Genomic DNA, 17,425 nt, shown 5'->3' on the forward strand with positions numbered 1-17,425 from the left:
GAGTGAATTTGTTGCTCATAAACTAGTTGTTAGCCGAAAGGCCTACTTTCAGTAACTTACCATCACTCTCATCCGTCAAGAGATAAACATAGCCGTCAGGCCCGATGCGTACATCGCGGATACGTTCGCCGCGATCTCCCAGCAAACGCTCTTCAGCAATCACTTTATCGCCATCTAGTTGTAAGCGAATTAACTCTTTCTGTGCCAATGCGCCGATAAACAGCGAATGTTGCCAGGTCGGGAAACGGGTAGCATTATAAAATGCCATCCCACTGATACCTGGTGATTTTTCCCAGTAATAGGTGGGCTGTTCAGTCCCCTCTATATGGGTACCTTTGGCTTCTGGGATGGGCAAACCTGAATAGTTCATTCCGTGTGTTGCCAATGGCCAACCATAGTTTTTCCCAGCTATAGGGATATTGATTTCATCGCCACCTTTAGGGCCATGCTCATTCTCCCACACCACGCCGGTCCAGGGATTCAGGGCTAACCCCTGCGGATTACGATGACCATAAGACCAGATTTCTGGTCTTGCCGGTGACTGATTGGTGAGGGGATTATCTTTCGGCACCTTACCGTCGAGGGTCAGGCGGACTATTTTACCTTGGTGCAAGCTCAAGTTTTGTGCTGTTAGGCGCTGATTATTTTCACCTAAGGTAATAAAAAGATGGCCTTGTTCATCAAAAGCCAGTTTGCCGCCAAAATGATTGCCGGTTGATAATTTTGGCTGTTGGCGGAAAAAGACAGTGAATTTTTCAATGGCGGTTCCTTGCGGATTAAGACGACCATAGCCCACCGCAGTTCCAGCTTTTCCATCCTTCCCTTCTTCCGCGAAGCTGAGGTAAATGCGGCGATCTTGGGAAAATTTCGGTGATAACGCCACTTCCAGTAAGCCGCCTTGCCCCTTGGCATACACCGCAGGCACCCCTTTTAAAGGCTCTGACAGGTTTTTTTCTGGTTGCCATAATCTTAATTGCCCGGAACGTTCAGTGATTAAAATGCCCCCGTCATCCGGCAAAAAGGCCAGTGACCAGGGGTGATCCAGCCCATTTTGCAATTCAGTCACTGTCACTGTGGGGGTTGGGGCGGCTAGGGCCGGTAGCGGGATAAATACACTCAATAAGAGTGATTTGAATAATTGTAAACGCAGCCGAGAGGCCAGTGTTTTATTTCCCAATAAGGTCATTACTCACTCCATAAATAGGCAACCACCTGTTAACTTTAGAGTATTAATCAGAAATCGGCTATTTTCGGCCCTAAAAGGATGTGCGTGGAGCGAATGAGTAAGGAAGTAGTGGCGATGAACTTCGCTTCACGAATAAAGCTATCGCGTTGAACCTGGGTGTTATGAGTCACCAAGAATGAGAAACCAAGATAGATAGGGATTTGGCGAAAATAAACGGGATTTCGCGGGAATAGAATCGAGTTGTGGTGCGGCTTGTAACGCTATGTTATAGATTAAGTCTACTAAGAAAACTGCATGATTCGAAATGAGAAAAAATTTTCTGAATCTGGTTTTGGTTCACTTACTTTAATAAAGCGAGGGATTGCGCCAATCACCGTTTAAAACATTTTTAAATGGCCTTTACACAACGGGCTAACGCAGCCCCTCAACCAGCTTGCTTGTCACTTGGTTCGTGACCAGATGCTAACAACTGTTGCATTGCGATATCCGCTAAAATCTTTTGGCGATCCTTATTTGGCAGGGAGTCATATAGCATTCCCATAGCCATTCCATCATGAGATATACCAAGCCTTTCAGGAAGGTCATCTGGCAAAGGCAATTTTGATTGTGCAGTCTGAGTGCTGGGTTGCACAGCAGCAAGCAATACACTGATACCTTGCCTGAACACCTTATCTATTACCGTCTCTCTCTCTTCTGGCTTCATTCTCTCAAGAATCTCAACCCATGCTTGTAACTGCTTTTCTGATGGCGGTGTAGCTTCTTCTTTCTCGGCACTTATATCCGATGCTGCATTTTTATCTGAACCTGGTTGACCTGATACAAGCCATTCCAACGATACCCCACTAGCCTTGGCCAATATTGCCAATCTGTCTATTGATGGATAGGTAGAACCATCCAAGTAATTTCTAATCACCCGCTCTGACATCCCGCATCGCTTGGCAAATGAATTGTTTGACTCCCCCTTCATTGCTTGTCGCAACCGCTCACCGAACCGGATTATTCGAGGGTCAGGAATAAACTGTTCCGGTTTATTTGCCTCAATATCAGTTTTTTCTTTGTAAGAACTTGTCACGAGAGGGTTTGCTCCAAAATCAATAGGGTTAAATTAATTTGCACAAAAAACCGAACTTGGCTTTACATTCGGTTTTTTGTGCCATATATTTGTACTCATACCGATAAGCGCTAGAGATTATCGGCGCAGATAAACCCATGAGGATCACACAATGCAGACAAACAGACAAGACTGGCATCGCGCAGATATTCGCGCGGCGTTAGAAAAAAGTGGCACTAATCTACGAACCCTATCTGTTGCAGCAGGTCTGTCCAAAGACACTTTACGCAATGCCCTGGTTCGGCCTTGGCCAAAAGGCGAGCGTTTAATCGCTCATGCCATTGGTGTTAATCCAGAGGTTATCTGGCCAAGCCGTTATATAAAGCTGAACAACACAACTGATGTTCACACTTTTAATCACGCATAACTGAACCCGTAAAACGACTTGATTTGTCGTGGAGTGTGAATAATGGATATTTGGGTCACAGCGCTAGAGTGTGTGGGTTTACCCGGCTTACCCAGCATGCAGCATAATATTCGTGCCAATCTCGATAAATTAGCGGGAGAGCAACGGCGTAAGCGTGCCGGGTCTAAAGCATTTGAGTATCACATTAATTGTCTGCCTCCCGTCGCCCGCGCCTCAGTCTTAAAAACTCAGGGCACGGTTGAGATCAACAACCAACATTTTGACATCATCAAACGCCCGTCGGATGCCTATTGCCGCGAGTCATTGTGGCAACACTGGAATAACGCCAGCAATAAACAGCGTGAAAAAGCAAAAGAGAAATGCGAGGCCGTCATGGCGGTGGCCGGATTGATTGATGCCAGTATTGATACCTTGACGGCATTTGATTCTGTGGGTGAAGCCCTCAAGGTGTCATCAGCCAACGTTCGGCGCTGGTATTACCTCGCCAAGCCGTTTGACCGCACTGACTGGCTGGCGGCTCTGGTCAGTAAACATGGCCACAACCTGACCGCCCGTAAAATGAAAGAGGCTGAGTGCTCCCCTAAGGCTTGGGATTTCTTTCTTGCTGATTTTCTACGTCCGGCGCAACCGGCATTACGCACCTGTTACGCGAGATTGGAAGAAGCTGCCGCCGCCCATAACTGGACGATTCCGAGTTTATCCTCGCTGCGGCGCAAGCTAGAGCGTGAAGTTCCGGCAGAGCAAGTCGTTTTGTTACGCGAAGGGGAACATGCCCTGATGCGTCTATATCCGGCTCAGGAGCGCAGTGTGCTTGAACTGGATGCCATGGAATGGATAAACGGCGATGGTTACCAACATAACGTGTTTGTACGCTGGTTTAACGGTGAAGTTATCCGACCTAAAACATGGGTCTGGCAGGATATTCGTACTCGTAAGATTTTGGGCTACCGCACCGATGTGTCAGAAAACAGTGATTCTATTCGTCTGGCATTGGCCGATGTGGTCGAGCAATACGGCATACCCAAACATATCACCATCGATAACACCCGCGCAGCAGCCAACAAGTGGATGACCGGTGGTGTGCCAAACCGTTACCGCTTCAAAGTTAAAGAGGATGACCCGAAGGGCATTATTCCTTTATTGGGTATCAAACTGCACTGGACAAGTGTGCTATTCGGTCAGGGGCACGGTCAGGCCAAGCCGATTGAACGCGCATTCTCACACGGTGGGTTGGGTGAGGTTGTCGATAAACACCCCTCACTGGAGGGGGCGTATACCGGTGCCAACCCTATGGCCAAGCCGGATAATTACGGTGAACGGGTGGTTGATGCCGAAGTCTTTTTAAAAGCGCTGGCCGAAGGGATCGCCTTCTGGAATCGCCGTCCTAAGCGCGATACCGAGGTATGTCGGGGTATCCTCTCCTTTGATGCCGCCTTTGAGCAAAGCTATCAGGAAAGCACCGTGCGCAAAGCTACCGCAGAGCAACGGCACTTGTTACTGCTGCCATCTGAGGCGGTCACGGTTAATGATGGCACCTTTGTGCTGAAGGCTGGCGGGAAGTTGCAGGGCCGTGAGAATCGCTACTACAACGAACAGTTACTGGGTATCAAGCCCAATAAGATTGTGGTGCGGTTTGACCCGGCACAACTACACGCCAGTGTGCTGTGTTACACCCTTGATGGGCGTTTCATCTGTGAAGCCACTTGTATTCAGAAAGCCGGGTTCGGTGACACGCAAGCCGCCCGTGAACATCACAGAAACAGAACCCGATTTGTTAAACGCACCAAAGAGGCAACAGCAGCACAGAGTCGCATGACCGCGCTGGAAGTTGCCGAGCTGATGCCTGACACCTTGCCACCGGAACCGCCTGAAAGCCGAGTGGTTGAAATCTATCGCCCTGTCGGTAATACCGTGCGGCGTGAACTGGTAGAGGAACAGTCTGAGACAGACTATGACTATGCCTTTGAAAATGCGGTTGCTCAATTGCATGAGCAGTCACAGAAAAACAGCCTGTAGGAGAATAATTATCATGAGTAATGTAATGGATTTAGCCCATGCCCAAACCGCAATGGCTGATGTTCGCGCCGAGATACGCGGTATCGTTGAGCGTGACGATGTGACCTATAGCACTATCGCCCGTGAAAGTGCTATTTCAGGCACCGCACTGTCACAGTTCATGAGTGAAAGTTACCGGGGTGATAACAGTAAAATCGCCGGGCAACTCTCTATCTGGCTGGAAAATCGTAGCCGCCGCGCGAATGAAATGCCGGAAGCCCCTGATTTTGTGCAGACCAAAACAGCACGTCAGATATGGTCTGCACTGCAATATGCACAGTTGGCACAATGCATCACCGTTATCTATGGCAGTCCCGGCGTCGGCAAAACTCGCTCATTGCAGCAGTTTGTTTCCGAGCGCCCGAATGTCTGGTTAGTCACTGTCTCCCCGTCCCGTGCCAGCCTCAGCGAAGCGCTCTATGAATTGGCATTGGAACTGGGCGTTGGTGATGCCCCCCGCCGTGCCGGGCAACTGGGCCGCGCAGTTCGCCGTAAATTGCGCGGCACGAATGGCTTGCTGATTATCGATGAAGCTGACCACCTTGATTATCCGGTGCTGGAAGAGTTGCGTATCTTGCAGGAGGAAACCGGCATTGGTCTGGCGCTGGTTGGGAACCATCAGGTGTATGCCAAGCTGACCGGCGGCAGTTCTCGCAGTGTTGACTTTGCCCGTCTGTTTAGTCGAATCGCCAAGAAAGTGGCCATTCTCAAAACCAAACGGGATGACATCACGGCTATTTCCGATGCCTGGGGCCTGACGGGTAAAGCCGAGCGCGCGTTGATCCAGACCTTATCCGAGCGTCCCGGCGCATTGCGCACCGTCTCCCATACACTCCGCCTCGCGGCGATGTTTGCCAAAGGCAGTAACGAAGCCCTGACTGAAAAGCACATTCGTGCGGCCGTCAAAGACCTTGAAGGGGTACATGCATGAAACGTAAAGCAACGCAGTTAGTAAATGCGGTGGGTTGGCTCGAACGCCGTAACGTTGAAATCAAGCGGGTTAATGCTGAACGGGCCAGACCCATGCTGGAGATTGTCACCCCTTGTCCTGACTTGATTCGCCGCTCTAAGGAAATTACTGAAACCAGTCATGGCCATGTGCGCAAAGCGTATACCGCGATGGTACAGGGATGCATTATTCATTGGCGTGCGGAGGTTCATTATGTCTATTAAACAACCGGTTAAGGTCATGACACTGACTGTTGACATATTTATCGGTGAGAACGGTATAAGGTCAGAAATTAAATGTCAGGGACAACAGGCTGCAAGCGACTTTGCTGATGCCTATATGGATGCATTCGGCAAATTCCACCCGGTGGCAATAGATAACACCCTTGACCAGGTGAACGATAAAAAAGTAACCGAAGTCGATATTCGTCCCAACCAATCCATTGTTCATTGAGAGATCAGCACCATGGAAAATAAAAAAGCATTACCTGAAGGCTATATGTTAGACCGCAAATCGCGCTTGGTTCCCATTAGTCAGGTGTCTGATTTCGACCTTGAAATGGATGCCTTTGTCCGTGCTCAGGTTGCCGAGGCGTTAGAGGAAAACGCTCGTATCAAGGCGTTTAAAGCCAAGTCCTTTAATGAATGCTACGCCTGGCTTGATTTGGTTGCTGAAAAGTACGGAAAAACCCGTGGTGGCGCTAAAGGCAATGTGACCTTTCCCAGTTACGATGGCAGCGAGCAAATCTGCATTGCGGTACAGGATTCACTGACCTTTGGCCCTGAGTTACAGATAGCCAAAGAACTGATAGATGAATGCATTAGCGAATGGTCTGTAGATGCTAATGAAAACTTACGGGCAATTATTCTGGATGCCTTTGCCGTGGATAAAGAGGGGCAACTGAGCACCAGCCGCATATTGTCTTTGCGTCGTATCAAAATTGATGACCCGCGCTGGCATCAGGCGATGGAAGCCATATCAGAGTCGTTACAGGTAGCGGTATCAAAAACCTATATCAACTTTCGCAGGAAAAACTCAGAGGGCAAGCTGGTCAACATCCCTATTAATATTGCGGCGGTGTAAATATGAACGCTAAAGAGTTTAATAAAAAACACCCGGTTGGCAGCAGCTTTATTTATCAGCCCAACAAAGTATTACGGGGTGGCAAAGCTGTCAGGACGGTTGCACTGGCGGGTGACTTTAATCAGGGCGTTATTGTTGAAATAAGTCTTGAACCTTGGTTTGCCAATATTAAGGCATTAACTCCCGCAGGATAATTTAGAACTTTATTAAATCACTTTAAATATGGCGTAAACCCGTCAGGGCTGGCTTACGCCTAAATCAAGAGGTGCCCATATTATGGAAGTTAATAAACCCGACTTAAAAAAGAACTCAGAATACGCTGACGGATGGCCTAGCTATAGCAATTATGTACCGTGGCCGGATATGCGTGAGTGGTTAGAAAACCGTCTGAATAAGGAACAAGGCCATGAATAAGCCGCAACTTATCCGCCTAATCCACATTGCCAAAGGGCAATTAAAACTCGATGACGATACCTATCGTGTCTTGCTGGCCAATGCCGCCAACGGCAAAACAAGCTGCTCTGTTATGTTTCATCAGGAGCTGCAAGATGTTTATTCTGAATTCCAGCAACGGGGATTTAAACGCCGTTTTAAAAAACCTGCAACGCGCGTTAAACCGGATTCAAAAGGCTGCTCAAGAGCGGAGGAAATACCCAAAATTCGTGCCATCTGGAACACCATGTTCTTGCATGGTTTTGTGGGTAGCGATGATGAGCTGGCACTGAATGCCTACGTTAAGCGCATGACCTCGAAGCTCAATAAAGGTGTGGGAGTTGATGAAGTTGGTTGGCTTGACGGCTGGCTGGCATTCCGAGTGCTGGAATGCATCAAACAATGGCATATCCGGCTCATGCTCAAGTCTATGGTAGACCGTCGCAAGGCTCTGCCGGTTAATCCTGTGACCGGTGATGAGTCGCGTGATTATCCGGTTATTGCAAATGCCTACGAGGCCAGCCTATGAAACTGTCCCGCTGCCCCATCTGCCATACCGACTGGCATCTGGAAGCCTTGTGCGAAGATGATTCCAGTCGCCAACTCCTCAAAATAATCGCCGATTTACCAGGGAGTTGTGGCCGTCACCTTGTTGCTTATATCGGTTTATTTCGCCGTGAAAAGTCCAATCTGAGCAACAGCCGGGCGCTTAAGCTGATGTCCGATGTGTTGGAAATCTATACACCGGGGCGCATTCTGTCCCATGCGCTCAGTGAAACCGTTGAACGTATCCGCGAGAAGCGCGCGCTGGGGGATAAGAAACCGCTGTCGAACCACAATTATTTGAAAACGGTATACCAATCGTCTGAACAGATTTTCGCTCAAACCAGCACTGTCAACGCCAGGGAAAAACAGCAGCAAGAGAAAGCCCGCAACGCCGAGCATCATGGTGATTATTTCAAACGAATGCAGCGACTTGGGGTTGATATTGCAACGCTGCCGGGAGGAGCCAACTGGCTCAAAACGCAAACGAACATATGAAAAGCCACCCTCAGTTATTTGGTGATAAACTCATTATCAGCAAAGAGAGGGAGTTACAAAATAGTACAAATTGGAGGTTAGATGGAAAGTTCTTTCTTATTAACACTGGTGCCGATTGCATGTTCATTCTGGGTGTTTTTTGATACCTGCACCAATCACATTGGTGTTTACCGCGATGAGCAGCAAAAAACACATGGCCGTTCGCCAGTTTGGTGGGGGATTGCGGTGCTACTGATAGTATTTATATATCTTCCCTGGTATCTGATTCAACGTGGTCAACTGATCACAAACGCAAAAGCTCACCCCGTTAATAGTGACAAAAATTTGGGCATACTTATTCTTGCAACGCTGAGTGTGTTCATTTTCTGGTTTTTCCACCTGAGAGACTGACGGATTATCTAATGGAAAACTTACCGCTCTTTGCTGATGATCATACTGAGTTGGGTCAGCTTTTGGATAGAATGGATGATATCCCATCAAGTGAATTACACGCACGTTGGCCTCAATTGCTGGCTGACCTAATCGATCTCTTTGGTGTTGAGTTACAGCGTCAGGGCTACGATGAAATAGCCGCCAGGTTGACTGCCAGTAAACTGGCAGGAGCATTAGCGCATTATTTCGGTGGCCGCGCCGTCTATCTCCCAACCGGAGAAGCACTCAAAGCCGCTTTACGTGATAATAAGCTGTTTAATGAGTGGAGCAGTTCAAAAGGAAATGTTGACGGCCTCGCGCGAAAATACGCTCTTACTAATTCGACGGTTTATGCTATTTTGCGACAGCAACTTTCTTTACATCGCAAACGTTACCAAGCCGAGTTATTCGACTAAATCCAACCCGCTTCGGCGGGTTTTGTTTGACCCGTCACAAACCCACCCAATTACCCCCATACATCATGATGAGCTACCGATTATCAACAGGTAGCTATTATGACCCCTTACAGCGTTACATTTATTCATGCCATTGATTACATGCTCGCGGCAGAAGGTGGCTATGTTAATGACCCTACCGATAAGGGCGGGGAAACAAAATACGGCATCAGTAAGCGCAGCTATCCCACTCTCAATATCGCCACACTGACCCCAGAGCAAGCTACTGAAATTTACTTCCGTGATTATTGGTTAAAGGTTCGTTGTGACCAGTTGCCTGCCGGTATCTCTCTGGCCATGTTCGACGGCGTGGTGCAACACGGCTATAAAACGGCTATCCAGCAGCTACAGCGAGCCTTGCGGGTTGTCGATGATGGTGTCATCGGTGCCAAGACATTAGCGGCGGTAGAGGCAGTCATGCCACGGTTGCTCTTTGCCCGGCTGATGAACCAGCGTTCACAGACCTACACCCGCATTATTGCTAATTCTCCGGTGCAAATCCGCTTCATGAACGGATGGTTTAACCGTCTGGATAAGCTGACAACAGCTGTTTGGGAGGTGTTGTAATGACCTTGCCTACCACTTCTATTTGCCTGTTGCAAAAGCTGATCCCCGAACTGCGTAATCCACGCTATCGCCGTACCTATTTTGAGGCGAGAAACGGCTGTCTGCGCCGTGCGCTGGCGGGTGAGTCAATTGATGTGGTGCCACTCTACAGCCACAACGCCACCTATCAGTCCTTTTATCGTCAGGGCTGGCAGAGCGTGACTGAGCAAGATATTCGCCTGGCTAAAACCGTGGGTATGAGTGCTGAAGTGGCACGGCAAAAAATCGAAAAACTCTTTCGGGAGCCACATGCTCACTAATCTCAAGCAACTTATCAGTAACCCCCGTGGTCACCTTTCCACCTCTGACACCATGCTGTGCGGGGCTTTCGTCGCCAGTACGGCGGTGTTGCTCTGGTATGCCTGGCTGGGGCGAATGGATGAGTGGCTCTATATCGGCTATCTCACTGCCTGGGTCTTTAATACTCAGGCATCAAAGCAGGCTTCTATCAAACGTGATCGCGAGGTAACCCCCAATGATTAACCTGTTACGCCAATACGGCTGGTCGCTGCTCTTCTGCATTGCCTGTATGTCATTGGGATTCTCATTTGGTCAGGTCGTCACTACAGCCAAATTAGCCCCTTTGATAACAACGGCTGAACGCGCATTAAGCGATGCTCAGTTTGCCTTTGTTCAGGCACAAAAAAATGCCGCTGACCTCAATAATCAGGCACTCCGTGAAGCGGCTGCCAAACAGCAGGCCCTGAATGCGACCAATGAGCAACTGACCGCCGATTTGTATGCCACCACCACCGCGCTGGCCCAGGCAAAACAGCAGCATGACCGGAGTATCCCCAATGCACTTGGCAAAGATGGCAAGACTTATACCGGTATTGGCCCTGACAGCTTGCGGGTCTACACCGCCGCTCTTGGCTATCGAACCGGCCCCAGTGATAACCGTGTGTCCACGGCTACCGAACGCCCTGACACAAATCCCCCTCAAACCCGCACCGCCGACGTCGGGGAGTCCCGAAGCACTCCTGATGCACGCCAGCCGCTACGGGGAGTGGAGCCAGACGTTGGAAAGCAGGCTGATAGCCATCCAGCACTGGCAGGCAATTAACCAGGAATAGAGTCATGGCTGACGACGCTGATTATGCAAGTGAACTAGAACAACAGGTGCGAGACCGGATTATCACGGCACACACCACCCGTAACCGGCTACCCAGTGATGGCATTTGTACCCATTGCGGTGGCGATATTGAACCCAAACGGTTGGCGATTGACCCCACGTTTTCCCGTTGCATTACCTGCCAGGCGTCGAAAGAGAAAAGGGAGGCCCACGTTGTTAGACATTATTAGAGAGCACTGGGCCATCTTGTGGGCGCTGGGAACAGTAGGTTTCAACGTCATCCTGTTTTCTCTGGCAAAAACCTACGCCAAACGGGATGAGGTTGAAATCCTCAAAACCCGTCTGAGTGGGCTTGAAACGTCATTTTCCTCGCTGCCCAATCAAAAGGATCTGCACGCCTTGCAACTGGATATCGCGGAGTTACGCGGTGACTTAAAGGCGGCAGTGCCGGAGTTGCGACAGTTACGGCACATGAGCGATTTACTGTTGCAAAACGAATTGAAGAATAAGGACTGAACATGCAGGAAATCTTAGACGCAGACCAACGCCTGGTAGTGTTACGCACGTTGACCGAGTGCGGGGGCGATGCGAACGAATCGGTGTTGCAGACCTGCCTCGATGCCTATGGGCACCGTGTCAGCCGCGACAGAGTGCGGACACATTGCCATTGGTTAGCCGAGCAAGGGTTGCTATCGGTGAAAGATGTTTCCGGTTGCCTGGTGGCCACATTATCGGGTCGTGGTGCTGATGTGGCTGAGGGTCGCAGTACCGTCCCCGGCGTAAAACGCCCACGGCCAAGGGGATAAAATGAAACTTAAACCGTTAACCTCCGGGCAAAAAAATATCGTGCGGATGATGGCCAATATCTATGTTTGCCAGGAAATTGAAACCCATGTCATTAAGCCCCAATTGGAAGAAACGAGCGGCAAACCCTACAACACACGGGCAAAAGACAGTTTTGTTAATCACTTTTTGGCCACTCATCCAGACCACAATCGTGTCTGGAAACAACTGCAAAAAGAAATAATAGCGGTTCGGAAAGAACAACTGGCAAGAGCAAAGGCAGACCTCCATGAGTGATAAACGCACCCGTGGACGTCCGTCTAAAATCGATCTCCTGCCTTCCGCCATTCGCGACCAATTGCACGGTTTGTTACGGGATAAGCGGCACACGCAAGAAGATATCCGCGCAGCGGTCAATGAACTGATTGACGGTCATGGGTTGGGTGATGACATGAAACTCAGCCGCACCGGCTTAAACCGCTATGCCAGCCGGATGGAAGAGATCGGCTCAAAAATCCGTCAGTCGCGGGAAGTGGCTGAAGTGTGGTGCGCCAAACTGGGCGACGCCCCGACCTCTGATGTCGGTAAGTTGCTGCAAGAAGTGGTCAGAACGCTGGCGTTTGAAACCTCTATGAAGATGAGCGAGGGCGGGGAAACCGTTGAACCCAAAGCCATCAGCCAGTTGGCTCTCGCCATCCAGCGCGTTGAGCAGGCGGCGATGACCAGCCTCAAACGTGAGAAAGAGATCCGCGCCGCGTTCGCGGCTGAAGCCGCCGACAAAACCGAGAAAATAGTTAAACAGGCGGGCCTGACAGCCGATGCCGCTGCGGATATTCGCCGTCAAATTTTGGGGATCGTCTGATGCTGACCACCGAACTCACACCCGCCGCGCAGTTTGTTATCTCAACCGCGCAGGCATTTAGCGATGATTACAGCGATGTCCTGTTGGGGTATCAAAAAAAATGGATTGCCGATGACTCACCGTTAAAAATTGCCGAGAAATCGCGCCGAACCGGGTTGACCTGGGCGGAGGCGGCGGATGCCTCGTTAACCGCCGCCAAGTCCCGCGAAGCGGGCGGAACCAACCATTTTTATATTGGCTCTAACAAAGAGATGGCGCGGGAGTTTATCGATGCTGCCGCCATGTGGGCCAAAGCTTATGGGCTGGCAGCGGGAGAAGTTGGGGAGGAAGTCTTTGAAGATGAAGACAAAGATATCCTGACCTTTATCATCTATTTCGCCAGTGGTTACAAAGTGCAGGCGCTATCGAGTAACCCCAAGAACCTGCGCGGTATGCAGGGTAATGTGACCATCGATGAAGCCGGTCACCATGAGCGGCTGGCCGAGGTGCTTAAATCCGCACTGGCGCTGACCATGTGGGGGGCAAAAGTCCGCATTATCTCCACCCACAATGGCAATGAAAACCTGTTCAATGAGTTGATCCAGGACTCCCGCGCCGGGCGTAAACGCTATTCCATCCACACTATTACGCTCGATGATGCCTGTCATGATGGGCTGTATCGGCGTATCTGCCAGGTATCAAAACAGGTCTGGTCACAGGCGAAAGAGGATGAATGGAAAGCCAACCTGCTCAAAGACACCGCCACGGAAGAAGACGCACTGGAGGAATATTACTGCGTACCGAAGCAAGGATCCGGTGCCTACATCCCCCGCGTGTTGATTGACCGTGCCACCCGTGAAGAGCATCCCGTTCTGCGCTTTACCATGCCAGATGGCCATATGGAGTGGACAGAAGAGGAACGTCATCAAACTGTGGCCACCTGGTGCGAAGAAGAGTTGGCCACACTGTTGACGCTGCTTGACTCGGATGTCCGTCACAGTGTTGGCGGGGACTTTGCCCGTATCGCTGACCTGTCTATCTTCAGCGTGTCCAGTATCGAGCAAGATACCCGCCGCCGTCTGCGTTTGACGGTGGAATTACGCAGTGTTCCCTACAATCAGCAGCGGGAAATTATCTTCTTTATGCTGCACGGTACACCGCGCTTGGTCGGAGTGGCACTGGACGCCGGGGGCAATGGCGGCTATCTGGCTGAAGCCGTATTGCTGCACTGGGGGGAGGATATGGTGGCCGCTATCCAGTTGAGTGAAAGTTGGTATCGCGAATGGGCACCGAAGTATAAGGCGCTGTTTGAGTCCGGTTATATCGAAATCCCGAAAGATGAAGACATCATCACCGACCAGCGCCACCTTCAGGTCATTCGAGGTGTCCCGAAAATTGACAAGAACCGCAGCACCGGCGCGGATGGGAACAAGCGACACGGCGACAGTTGCGTCTCCTACATGATGGCCGTCAGGGCCAGCTACATGGACGGTCAGATTATTGAATTTACCCCTTTGCCGGGCAAAAACAGCGTTCCCAGCGAAGATGATGATTTACCTGATTTTGGGAGGGGATGCTGGTGAAAATACTCAGTCGATTGGTTGACGCCTTTGGGCGTCGTTTTTGGTTCAAGAATGAACCGCAAACCGGGTCTGATGAGTCACGGTTGGGCCAGTTGCGCCGCCATTACAGTGACCATCCGGTCAGTGGTCTGACACCTGCCCGTGCCGCTGAAATTCTGGTGGATGCGGAACGGGGGATGTTGCTTGACCAGTGTGACCTGGCCGAGGATATGGAAGAGAAAGACTCTCACCTTCAGTCTGAACTGGGTAAGCGTCGCCGGGCTATCCAGTCTCTCAAGTGGACAATCAAGCCCCCGCCGAACGCCAGCCGTGAAGAAATCAGAGACGCCGAACTGTTAACTGAAATTCTGCTGGATGCGTCATATTTGCCTGATTGTATCTTTGATGCCACTGACGCTATTTTGAAAGGCTTCTCATGTCAGGAAATCGAGTGGGAGAATGTCGAAGGGTTACTGATACCGCGCGAGATTGAGTGGCGCGACCCCGCCTGGTTCCAGACGCATCCGGATGACCGTAATAATCTGCGGTTGCGTGATGGCAGCTATCACGGTGCCGAACTCCAGCCGTTCGGCTGGATACAGCATTATGCCAAATCAAAATCCGGTTATCTGGCACGCACCGGCTTAATTCGCACGCTGGTCTGGCCGTTTATCTTTAAAAACTACTCTGTTCGTGATCTGGCCGAATTTCTGGAGATTTACGGCTTACCTATCCGTGTTGGCCAATACCCCGCCGGAGCCACCGATAAAGAGAAGCAGACCCTGCTGCAAGCGGTGATGTCGATTGGCCATAATGCCGGGGGCATTATTCCCCGCTCAATGCTGATTGATTTTAAAGCCGCCGCCGATGGCACAGCTGATCCGTTCCTTGCCATGATGTCCTGGGCAGAACTCAGTATGTCAAAAGCCATTTTGGGCGGTACATTGACCAGTCAGGCCGATGGGGCCAGCAGCACCAATGCACTGGGCAACGTCCATAATGAGGTGCGCTTTGAAGTGCGTTCCAGCGATGCCACCCAACTCTCCGCCACCCTGACCCGTGACCTGTTGTTCCCGCTGTATGTGTTTAACTGCCAGTCCTATAACAATCAGCGTCGTCATCCGCGCTTTGAATTTGACCTCTCCGAACCGGAAGACGTCAGCGCCTATGCCACCGCATTACCGGGGCTGGTCGGCATGGGCATGAAAATCCCCGTTCAGTGGGCGCATGACAAGCTGCAAATCCCGATTGCCGCCAAGGATGAGGATTGTCTCAAGGCCATAGCACCGGCTCCTGACTTTTCCCAGGCATTACTCAGTGCTCATGCCGTTCGCCCTGGTGTCGCAGCCCTGACAGCCGCCCCACAGCCAACGGATGTGATGCCAGAGGCGGTGAGTGGTGAGCAGTGGCAAGCCGCCATCGACCCGCTGTTGACACCGATAATTGAGGCGCTGAATACCGGCGGTTATACGGCAGCCAGGGCCAAAGCTGATGAGTTGTATGTGGGGATGGATGACACCCAAATCACGGACATCCTGCACCGGGCCATGTTTGTGGCCGAGACCTGGGGGCGACTGAATGCCACAGCCGGTTGATTTGGGTTATGCGGCGACATTAGAGCCTAAACTTGCCGTCGATTACTTCCGCTCTAAAGGCTACGTCATTAGCTGGAACTGGCAGGAGACGAGGGCCGCCACTCATGCACAGGCCTTTACTGTAGCCAAAGCGGTGCGTATGGATGTGCTGACCTCGATTAACAGTGAGGTTGACAGGGCATTGAGCGAAGGCACTACAGAGCGTGAATTTATCAAGACCCTCACCCCGCGCTTGCAAGAGCAGGGATGGTGGGGGAAGCAAATGATCGTTGACAGCGCCGGAGGCATTGAAGAGGTTCAACTGGGCAGTCCGGCGCGGCTGGCGACCATCTACCGCACCAATCTGGCCACGTCCTATCAGGCGGGACGCTATCAGCAGCAACTGGGCAGCACTGAGACCCATCCCTATTGGCAATATATCGCCATCATGGATGGCAATACCCGTAAAAGTCATGCGGCCATGCATGGGCGGGTCTTCCGTTTCGATGATCCAATCTGGGATACCTTGTATCCGCCGAACGACTGGGGATGTCGCTGCCGTGTCCGGGCACTGACCGCCGAGCAGGTCAAGCGGATGGGCCTCACGGTGGAGTCCAGTGTCGGGGCCATTACCACCCAAACAGTAGAATCAGGCGTCGATAAGCACACCGGTGAAGTGTATGAGTCTGATGTCACCACCTTTACGCGCGGTAAGCAGCGCATGACCACCGGTACGGGGTGGGCGCACAACGCCGGACAGTTGGCCATGGGGGCTGACGTCAATATGGCTCGTAAGCTGGTTGAGCTACAAAACCGGCAGTTACGTCAGCAGGTTATCCAGTCGTTAAACAATGCCCCGGCCCGACAAGCCGCCTTTTCGCAGTGGGTGGGTAATGTGCTGACCACCCGCAGCATTGGCAACAGCGTGCAACCGCTGGGGTTTATGGCGGAGGATATCGCCACGGCAGTAGAAGCCAGAACCGGCAAACCGGCGGCGCGGCTGCTGGCCATCAGTGAAAAAGAGTTGGTGCAGGCTGACCGTGTGAAACGCCAAAAGAAAGGACTGTCGCTGACGTTGGCCGAGTATCAGGCACTGCCCCGTGTGGTAGCCAATCCGTCGGCGGTGCTGTGGGATACGCAGACCCAGCGCCTGATGTACATCAGTGGGGAGGCAGGCAGCACGCTGAAAACCGTGGTCAATGCACCGTGGCAAACCGGGCGCGTCGATACGTTGGATGTGGTGGTCACACCGCAGCGCGTCCCCTTGTCTGCCCTGAAAAAAGGCATGGACAGCGGGCAATACGAATTGTTACAGGGGGCACTGTAAATGCAGATTGATTACAAATTTGATGACAGCAGTATCGTCAAGGCGTTTAAGCGGCTGGAAACACTGGGGAAAGATACCACTCCCATTACTCGCGCCATCGCCGCCGTACTGGCCAGCGAGAGCGAAGATGCTTTCGCCCGTGAGACCGACCCGACTACCGGTAAGAAGTGGGCACCGCTGACGGATAGTTATAAAGCCCGGCTGGAGAAAAAAGGCAAGACCGGTAATATGCTCCAGCGCAGCCAGGGCGGACTGGCGATGTCACTGTCTACCGAATATGATGCCGTCAGTGCCGCTATCGGCACCAATAAAGTGTATGGCCCTCTCCACCAATGGGGCGGCTTGCCGCATATGCCCCCCGGCCCGGCAGCCGTTCCCGCGCGTGAGTATATGGGGGTATCTCAGCAAGGGGTGGCTGATATCCTCGCCATTATCAATGAGCAGCACGCTAAGGCATTAAAGGCGTAATCGATGCAGGTTTACATTTAAAAAGTGTTAAACGTGCCACAGCATTTTTAAACGGGGTTTAAAGGGGGTATAGTGCCACCTCATCCGTTATTCTCCGTTTTT

The 17,425-nt window shown here is 51.3% G+C and carries 27 protein-coding genes; 25 read left to right on the top strand and 2 right to left on the bottom strand.

What is annotated here, in order from left to right; translation table 11 throughout:
• Window positions 1-22 precede the first annotated feature (22 nt).
• Both OP863_RS04720 and OP863_RS04725 read right to left on the bottom strand, forming a co-directional pair.
• Entirely contained in the window at window positions 23-1,186 is a 1,164-nt protein-coding gene (locus tag OP863_RS04720) for a PQQ-dependent sugar dehydrogenase (RefSeq protein WP_265525940.1), read from the bottom strand.
• Between the two features lie 424 nt (window positions 1,187-1,610).
• A complete protein-coding gene (locus OP863_RS04725) occupies window positions 1,611-2,258 on the bottom strand; it encodes a helix-turn-helix domain-containing protein (protein ID WP_099528852.1) in 648 nt (215 codons plus the stop codon).
• A 151-nt stretch (window positions 2,259-2,409) separates the two neighbouring features.
• Between OP863_RS04725 and OP863_RS04730 the strand changes: the two genes are divergently transcribed.
• The 25 genes from OP863_RS04730 (at window position 2,410) to OP863_RS04850 (ending at window position 17,323) form a co-directional block, all read left to right on the top strand.
• Window positions 2,410-2,664 carry a helix-turn-helix domain-containing protein gene (locus OP863_RS04730; RefSeq protein ID WP_099528853.1) on the top strand — a complete coding sequence of 85 codons (255 nt, stop codon included), beginning with the start codon at window positions 2,410-2,412 and terminating at the stop codon, window positions 2,662-2,664.
• A gap of 42 nt (window positions 2,665-2,706) precedes the next feature.
• A complete protein-coding gene (locus OP863_RS04735) occupies window positions 2,707-4,680 on the top strand; it encodes a transposase domain-containing protein (RefSeq protein ID WP_099528854.1) in 1,974 nt (657 codons plus the stop codon).
• A 13-nt stretch (window positions 4,681-4,693) separates the two neighbouring features.
• Complete coding sequence (locus tag OP863_RS04740; protein WP_099528855.1) at window positions 4,694-5,650, top strand: AAA family ATPase; 957 nt, start codon at window positions 4,694-4,696, stop codon at window positions 5,648-5,650.
• A complete protein-coding gene (locus OP863_RS04745) occupies window positions 5,647-5,892 on the top strand; it encodes a hypothetical protein (RefSeq protein WP_099528856.1) in 246 nt (81 codons plus the stop codon). The genes OP863_RS04740 and OP863_RS04745 overlap by 4 nt, the downstream gene beginning before the upstream one ends.
• Window positions 5,882-6,121 (top strand): hypothetical protein, encoded by a 240-nt coding sequence (locus OP863_RS04750; protein WP_099528857.1) that lies wholly within the window; start codon window positions 5,882-5,884, stop codon window positions 6,119-6,121. Before OP863_RS04745 ends, OP863_RS04750 begins: the two co-directional genes overlap by 11 nt.
• Window positions 6,122-6,133: 12 nt before the next feature.
• A complete protein-coding gene (locus OP863_RS04755) occupies window positions 6,134-6,751 on the top strand; it encodes a DUF3164 family protein (protein WP_245834980.1) in 618 nt (205 codons plus the stop codon).
• Between the two features lie 2 nt (window positions 6,752-6,753).
• Window positions 6,754-6,945: a hypothetical protein gene (locus OP863_RS04760; protein WP_099528858.1), complete on the top strand. Its 192-nt coding sequence runs from the start codon at window positions 6,754-6,756 to the stop codon at window positions 6,943-6,945.
• An 82-nt stretch (window positions 6,946-7,027) separates the two neighbouring features.
• On the top strand, window positions 7,028-7,165 hold the full coding sequence (locus OP863_RS04765) for a hypothetical protein (protein WP_265525941.1): 138 nt from the start codon (window positions 7,028-7,030) through the stop codon (window positions 7,163-7,165).
• Window positions 7,158-7,712, top strand: a complete 555-nt coding sequence (locus tag OP863_RS04770) for a gp16 family protein (RefSeq protein ID WP_099528859.1) — start codon at window positions 7,158-7,160, stop codon at window positions 7,710-7,712. The genes OP863_RS04765 and OP863_RS04770 overlap by 8 nt, the downstream gene beginning before the upstream one ends.
• Window positions 7,709-8,224 (top strand): hypothetical protein, encoded by a 516-nt coding sequence (locus tag OP863_RS04775; RefSeq protein WP_099528860.1) that lies wholly within the window; start codon window positions 7,709-7,711, stop codon window positions 8,222-8,224. Before OP863_RS04770 ends, OP863_RS04775 begins: the two co-directional genes overlap by 4 nt.
• 81 nt (window positions 8,225-8,305) lie before the next feature.
• The gene (locus OP863_RS04780) at window positions 8,306-8,614 is read left to right on the top strand and encodes a hypothetical protein (protein ID WP_099528861.1); all 309 of its coding nucleotides are present in this window, start codon (window positions 8,306-8,308) and stop codon (window positions 8,612-8,614) included.
• Window positions 8,615-8,625: 11 nt separating this feature from the next.
• Complete coding sequence (locus tag OP863_RS04785; RefSeq protein ID WP_099528862.1) at window positions 8,626-9,051, top strand: Mor transcription activator family protein; 426 nt, start codon at window positions 8,626-8,628, stop codon at window positions 9,049-9,051.
• Window positions 9,052-9,150: 99 nt separating this feature from the next.
• Window positions 9,151-9,657, top strand: coding sequence for a glycoside hydrolase family 108 protein (locus OP863_RS04790; RefSeq protein ID WP_099528863.1), 507 nt, complete (start codon window positions 9,151-9,153; stop codon window positions 9,655-9,657).
• Entirely contained in the window at window positions 9,657-9,956 is a 300-nt protein-coding gene (locus OP863_RS04795; RefSeq protein WP_099528864.1) for a hypothetical protein, read from the top strand. The genes OP863_RS04790 and OP863_RS04795 overlap by 1 nt, the downstream gene beginning before the upstream one ends.
• Window positions 9,946-10,179 carry a hypothetical protein gene (locus OP863_RS04800; protein ID WP_099528865.1) on the top strand — a complete coding sequence of 78 codons (234 nt, stop codon included), beginning with the start codon at window positions 9,946-9,948 and terminating at the stop codon, window positions 10,177-10,179. The genes OP863_RS04795 and OP863_RS04800 overlap by 11 nt, the downstream gene beginning before the upstream one ends.
• Window positions 10,172-10,759 carry a hypothetical protein gene (locus tag OP863_RS04805; RefSeq protein WP_099528866.1) on the top strand — a complete coding sequence of 196 codons (588 nt, stop codon included), beginning with the start codon at window positions 10,172-10,174 and terminating at the stop codon, window positions 10,757-10,759. The genes OP863_RS04800 and OP863_RS04805 overlap by 8 nt, the downstream gene beginning before the upstream one ends.
• A 14-nt stretch (window positions 10,760-10,773) precedes the next feature.
• Window positions 10,774-10,998 (top strand): TraR/DksA C4-type zinc finger protein, encoded by a 225-nt coding sequence (locus OP863_RS04810; RefSeq protein ID WP_099528867.1) that lies wholly within the window; start codon window positions 10,774-10,776, stop codon window positions 10,996-10,998.
• Window positions 10,982-11,284 carry a DUF2730 family protein gene (locus OP863_RS04815; protein ID WP_172439438.1) on the top strand — a complete coding sequence of 101 codons (303 nt, stop codon included), beginning with the start codon at window positions 10,982-10,984 and terminating at the stop codon, window positions 11,282-11,284. Before OP863_RS04810 ends, OP863_RS04815 begins: the two co-directional genes overlap by 17 nt.
• A gap of 2 nt (window positions 11,285-11,286) precedes the next feature.
• Window positions 11,287-11,574 (top strand): hypothetical protein, encoded by a 288-nt coding sequence (locus OP863_RS04820; protein WP_050320471.1) that lies wholly within the window; start codon window positions 11,287-11,289, stop codon window positions 11,572-11,574.
• Window position 11,575: 1 nt separating this feature from the next.
• Complete coding sequence (locus OP863_RS04825) at window positions 11,576-11,848, top strand: hypothetical protein (protein WP_099528869.1); 273 nt, start codon at window positions 11,576-11,578, stop codon at window positions 11,846-11,848.
• Window positions 11,841-12,413 (top strand): DUF3486 family protein, encoded by a 573-nt coding sequence (locus OP863_RS04830; RefSeq protein WP_099528870.1) that lies wholly within the window; start codon window positions 11,841-11,843, stop codon window positions 12,411-12,413. The genes OP863_RS04825 and OP863_RS04830 overlap by 8 nt, the downstream gene beginning before the upstream one ends.
• Window positions 12,413-13,975: a terminase family protein gene (locus OP863_RS04835; RefSeq protein ID WP_099528871.1), complete on the top strand. Its 1,563-nt coding sequence runs from the start codon at window positions 12,413-12,415 to the stop codon at window positions 13,973-13,975. Before OP863_RS04830 ends, OP863_RS04835 begins: the two co-directional genes overlap by 1 nt.
• Window positions 13,966-15,549: a DUF935 domain-containing protein gene (locus OP863_RS04840; RefSeq protein WP_099528872.1), complete on the top strand. Its 1,584-nt coding sequence runs from the start codon at window positions 13,966-13,968 to the stop codon at window positions 15,547-15,549. Before OP863_RS04835 ends, OP863_RS04840 begins: the two co-directional genes overlap by 10 nt.
• Window positions 15,533-16,855, top strand: coding sequence for a phage minor head protein (locus OP863_RS04845; protein WP_099528873.1), 1,323 nt, complete (start codon window positions 15,533-15,535; stop codon window positions 16,853-16,855). The genes OP863_RS04840 and OP863_RS04845 overlap by 17 nt, the downstream gene beginning before the upstream one ends.
• Window positions 16,856-17,323, top strand: a complete 468-nt coding sequence (locus OP863_RS04850) for a phage virion morphogenesis protein (RefSeq protein ID WP_099528874.1) — start codon at window positions 16,856-16,858, stop codon at window positions 17,321-17,323. It begins immediately after the preceding gene.
• The last annotated feature ends 102 nt before the right edge of the window (window positions 17,324-17,425 follow it).

The organism is Yersinia sp. SCPM-O-B-9106 (C-191), from assembly GCF_026183365.1.
In the GTDB taxonomy this organism is placed as follows: domain Bacteria; phylum Pseudomonadota; class Gammaproteobacteria; order Enterobacterales; family Enterobacteriaceae; genus Yersinia; species Yersinia rochesterensis.

Excerpts from the sequence above, each read along its gene's own strand:
- OP863_RS04780 (WP_099528861.1), top strand. The coding sequence starts at position 8,306 with ATGGAAAGTTCTTTCTTATTAACACTGGTGCCGATTGCATGTTCATTC.
- OP863_RS04765 (WP_265525941.1), top strand. The coding sequence starts at position 7,028 with ATGGAAGTTAATAAACCCGACTTAAAAAAGAACTCAGAATACGCTGAC.
- OP863_RS04740 (WP_099528855.1), top strand. The coding sequence starts at position 4,694 with ATGAGTAATGTAATGGATTTAGCCCATGCCCAAACCGCAATGGCTGAT.
- OP863_RS04735 (WP_099528854.1), top strand. The coding sequence starts at position 2,707 with ATGGATATTTGGGTCACAGCGCTAGAGTGTGTGGGTTTACCCGGCTTA.
- OP863_RS04800 (WP_099528865.1), top strand. The coding sequence starts at position 9,946 with ATGCTCACTAATCTCAAGCAACTTATCAGTAACCCCCGTGGTCACCTT.
- OP863_RS04790 (WP_099528863.1), top strand. The coding sequence starts at position 9,151 with ATGACCCCTTACAGCGTTACATTTATTCATGCCATTGATTACATGCTC.
- OP863_RS04825 (WP_099528869.1), top strand. The coding sequence starts at position 11,576 with ATGAAACTTAAACCGTTAACCTCCGGGCAAAAAAATATCGTGCGGATG.
- OP863_RS04845 (WP_099528873.1), top strand. The coding sequence starts at position 15,533 with ATGCCACAGCCGGTTGATTTGGGTTATGCGGCGACATTAGAGCCTAAA.
- OP863_RS04835 (WP_099528871.1), top strand. The coding sequence starts at position 12,413 with ATGCTGACCACCGAACTCACACCCGCCGCGCAGTTTGTTATCTCAACC.
- OP863_RS04810 (WP_099528867.1), top strand. The coding sequence starts at position 10,774 with ATGGCTGACGACGCTGATTATGCAAGTGAACTAGAACAACAGGTGCGA.
- OP863_RS04795 (WP_099528864.1), top strand. The coding sequence starts at position 9,657 with ATGACCTTGCCTACCACTTCTATTTGCCTGTTGCAAAAGCTGATCCCC.
- OP863_RS04850 (WP_099528874.1), top strand. The coding sequence starts at position 16,856 with ATGCAGATTGATTACAAATTTGATGACAGCAGTATCGTCAAGGCGTTT.
- OP863_RS04775 (WP_099528860.1), top strand. The coding sequence starts at position 7,709 with ATGAAACTGTCCCGCTGCCCCATCTGCCATACCGACTGGCATCTGGAA.
- OP863_RS04830 (WP_099528870.1), top strand. The coding sequence starts at position 11,841 with ATGAGTGATAAACGCACCCGTGGACGTCCGTCTAAAATCGATCTCCTG.
- OP863_RS04745 (WP_099528856.1), top strand. The coding sequence starts at position 5,647 with ATGAAACGTAAAGCAACGCAGTTAGTAAATGCGGTGGGTTGGCTCGAA.
- OP863_RS04785 (WP_099528862.1), top strand. The coding sequence starts at position 8,626 with ATGGAAAACTTACCGCTCTTTGCTGATGATCATACTGAGTTGGGTCAG.
- OP863_RS04805 (WP_099528866.1), top strand. The coding sequence starts at position 10,172 with ATGATTAACCTGTTACGCCAATACGGCTGGTCGCTGCTCTTCTGCATT.
- OP863_RS04820 (WP_050320471.1), top strand. The coding sequence starts at position 11,287 with ATGCAGGAAATCTTAGACGCAGACCAACGCCTGGTAGTGTTACGCACG.
- OP863_RS04750 (WP_099528857.1), top strand. The coding sequence starts at position 5,882 with ATGTCTATTAAACAACCGGTTAAGGTCATGACACTGACTGTTGACATA.
- OP863_RS04770 (WP_099528859.1), top strand. The coding sequence starts at position 7,158 with ATGAATAAGCCGCAACTTATCCGCCTAATCCACATTGCCAAAGGGCAA.
- OP863_RS04720 (WP_265525940.1), bottom strand. The coding sequence starts at position 1,186 with ATGACCTTATTGGGAAATAAAACACTGGCCTCTCGGCTGCGTTTACAA.
- OP863_RS04730 (WP_099528853.1), top strand. The coding sequence starts at position 2,410 with ATGCAGACAAACAGACAAGACTGGCATCGCGCAGATATTCGCGCGGCG.
- OP863_RS04755 (WP_245834980.1), top strand. The coding sequence starts at position 6,134 with ATGGAAAATAAAAAAGCATTACCTGAAGGCTATATGTTAGACCGCAAA.
- OP863_RS04840 (WP_099528872.1), top strand. The coding sequence starts at position 13,966 with ATGCTGGTGAAAATACTCAGTCGATTGGTTGACGCCTTTGGGCGTCGT.
- OP863_RS04760 (WP_099528858.1), top strand. The coding sequence starts at position 6,754 with ATGAACGCTAAAGAGTTTAATAAAAAACACCCGGTTGGCAGCAGCTTT.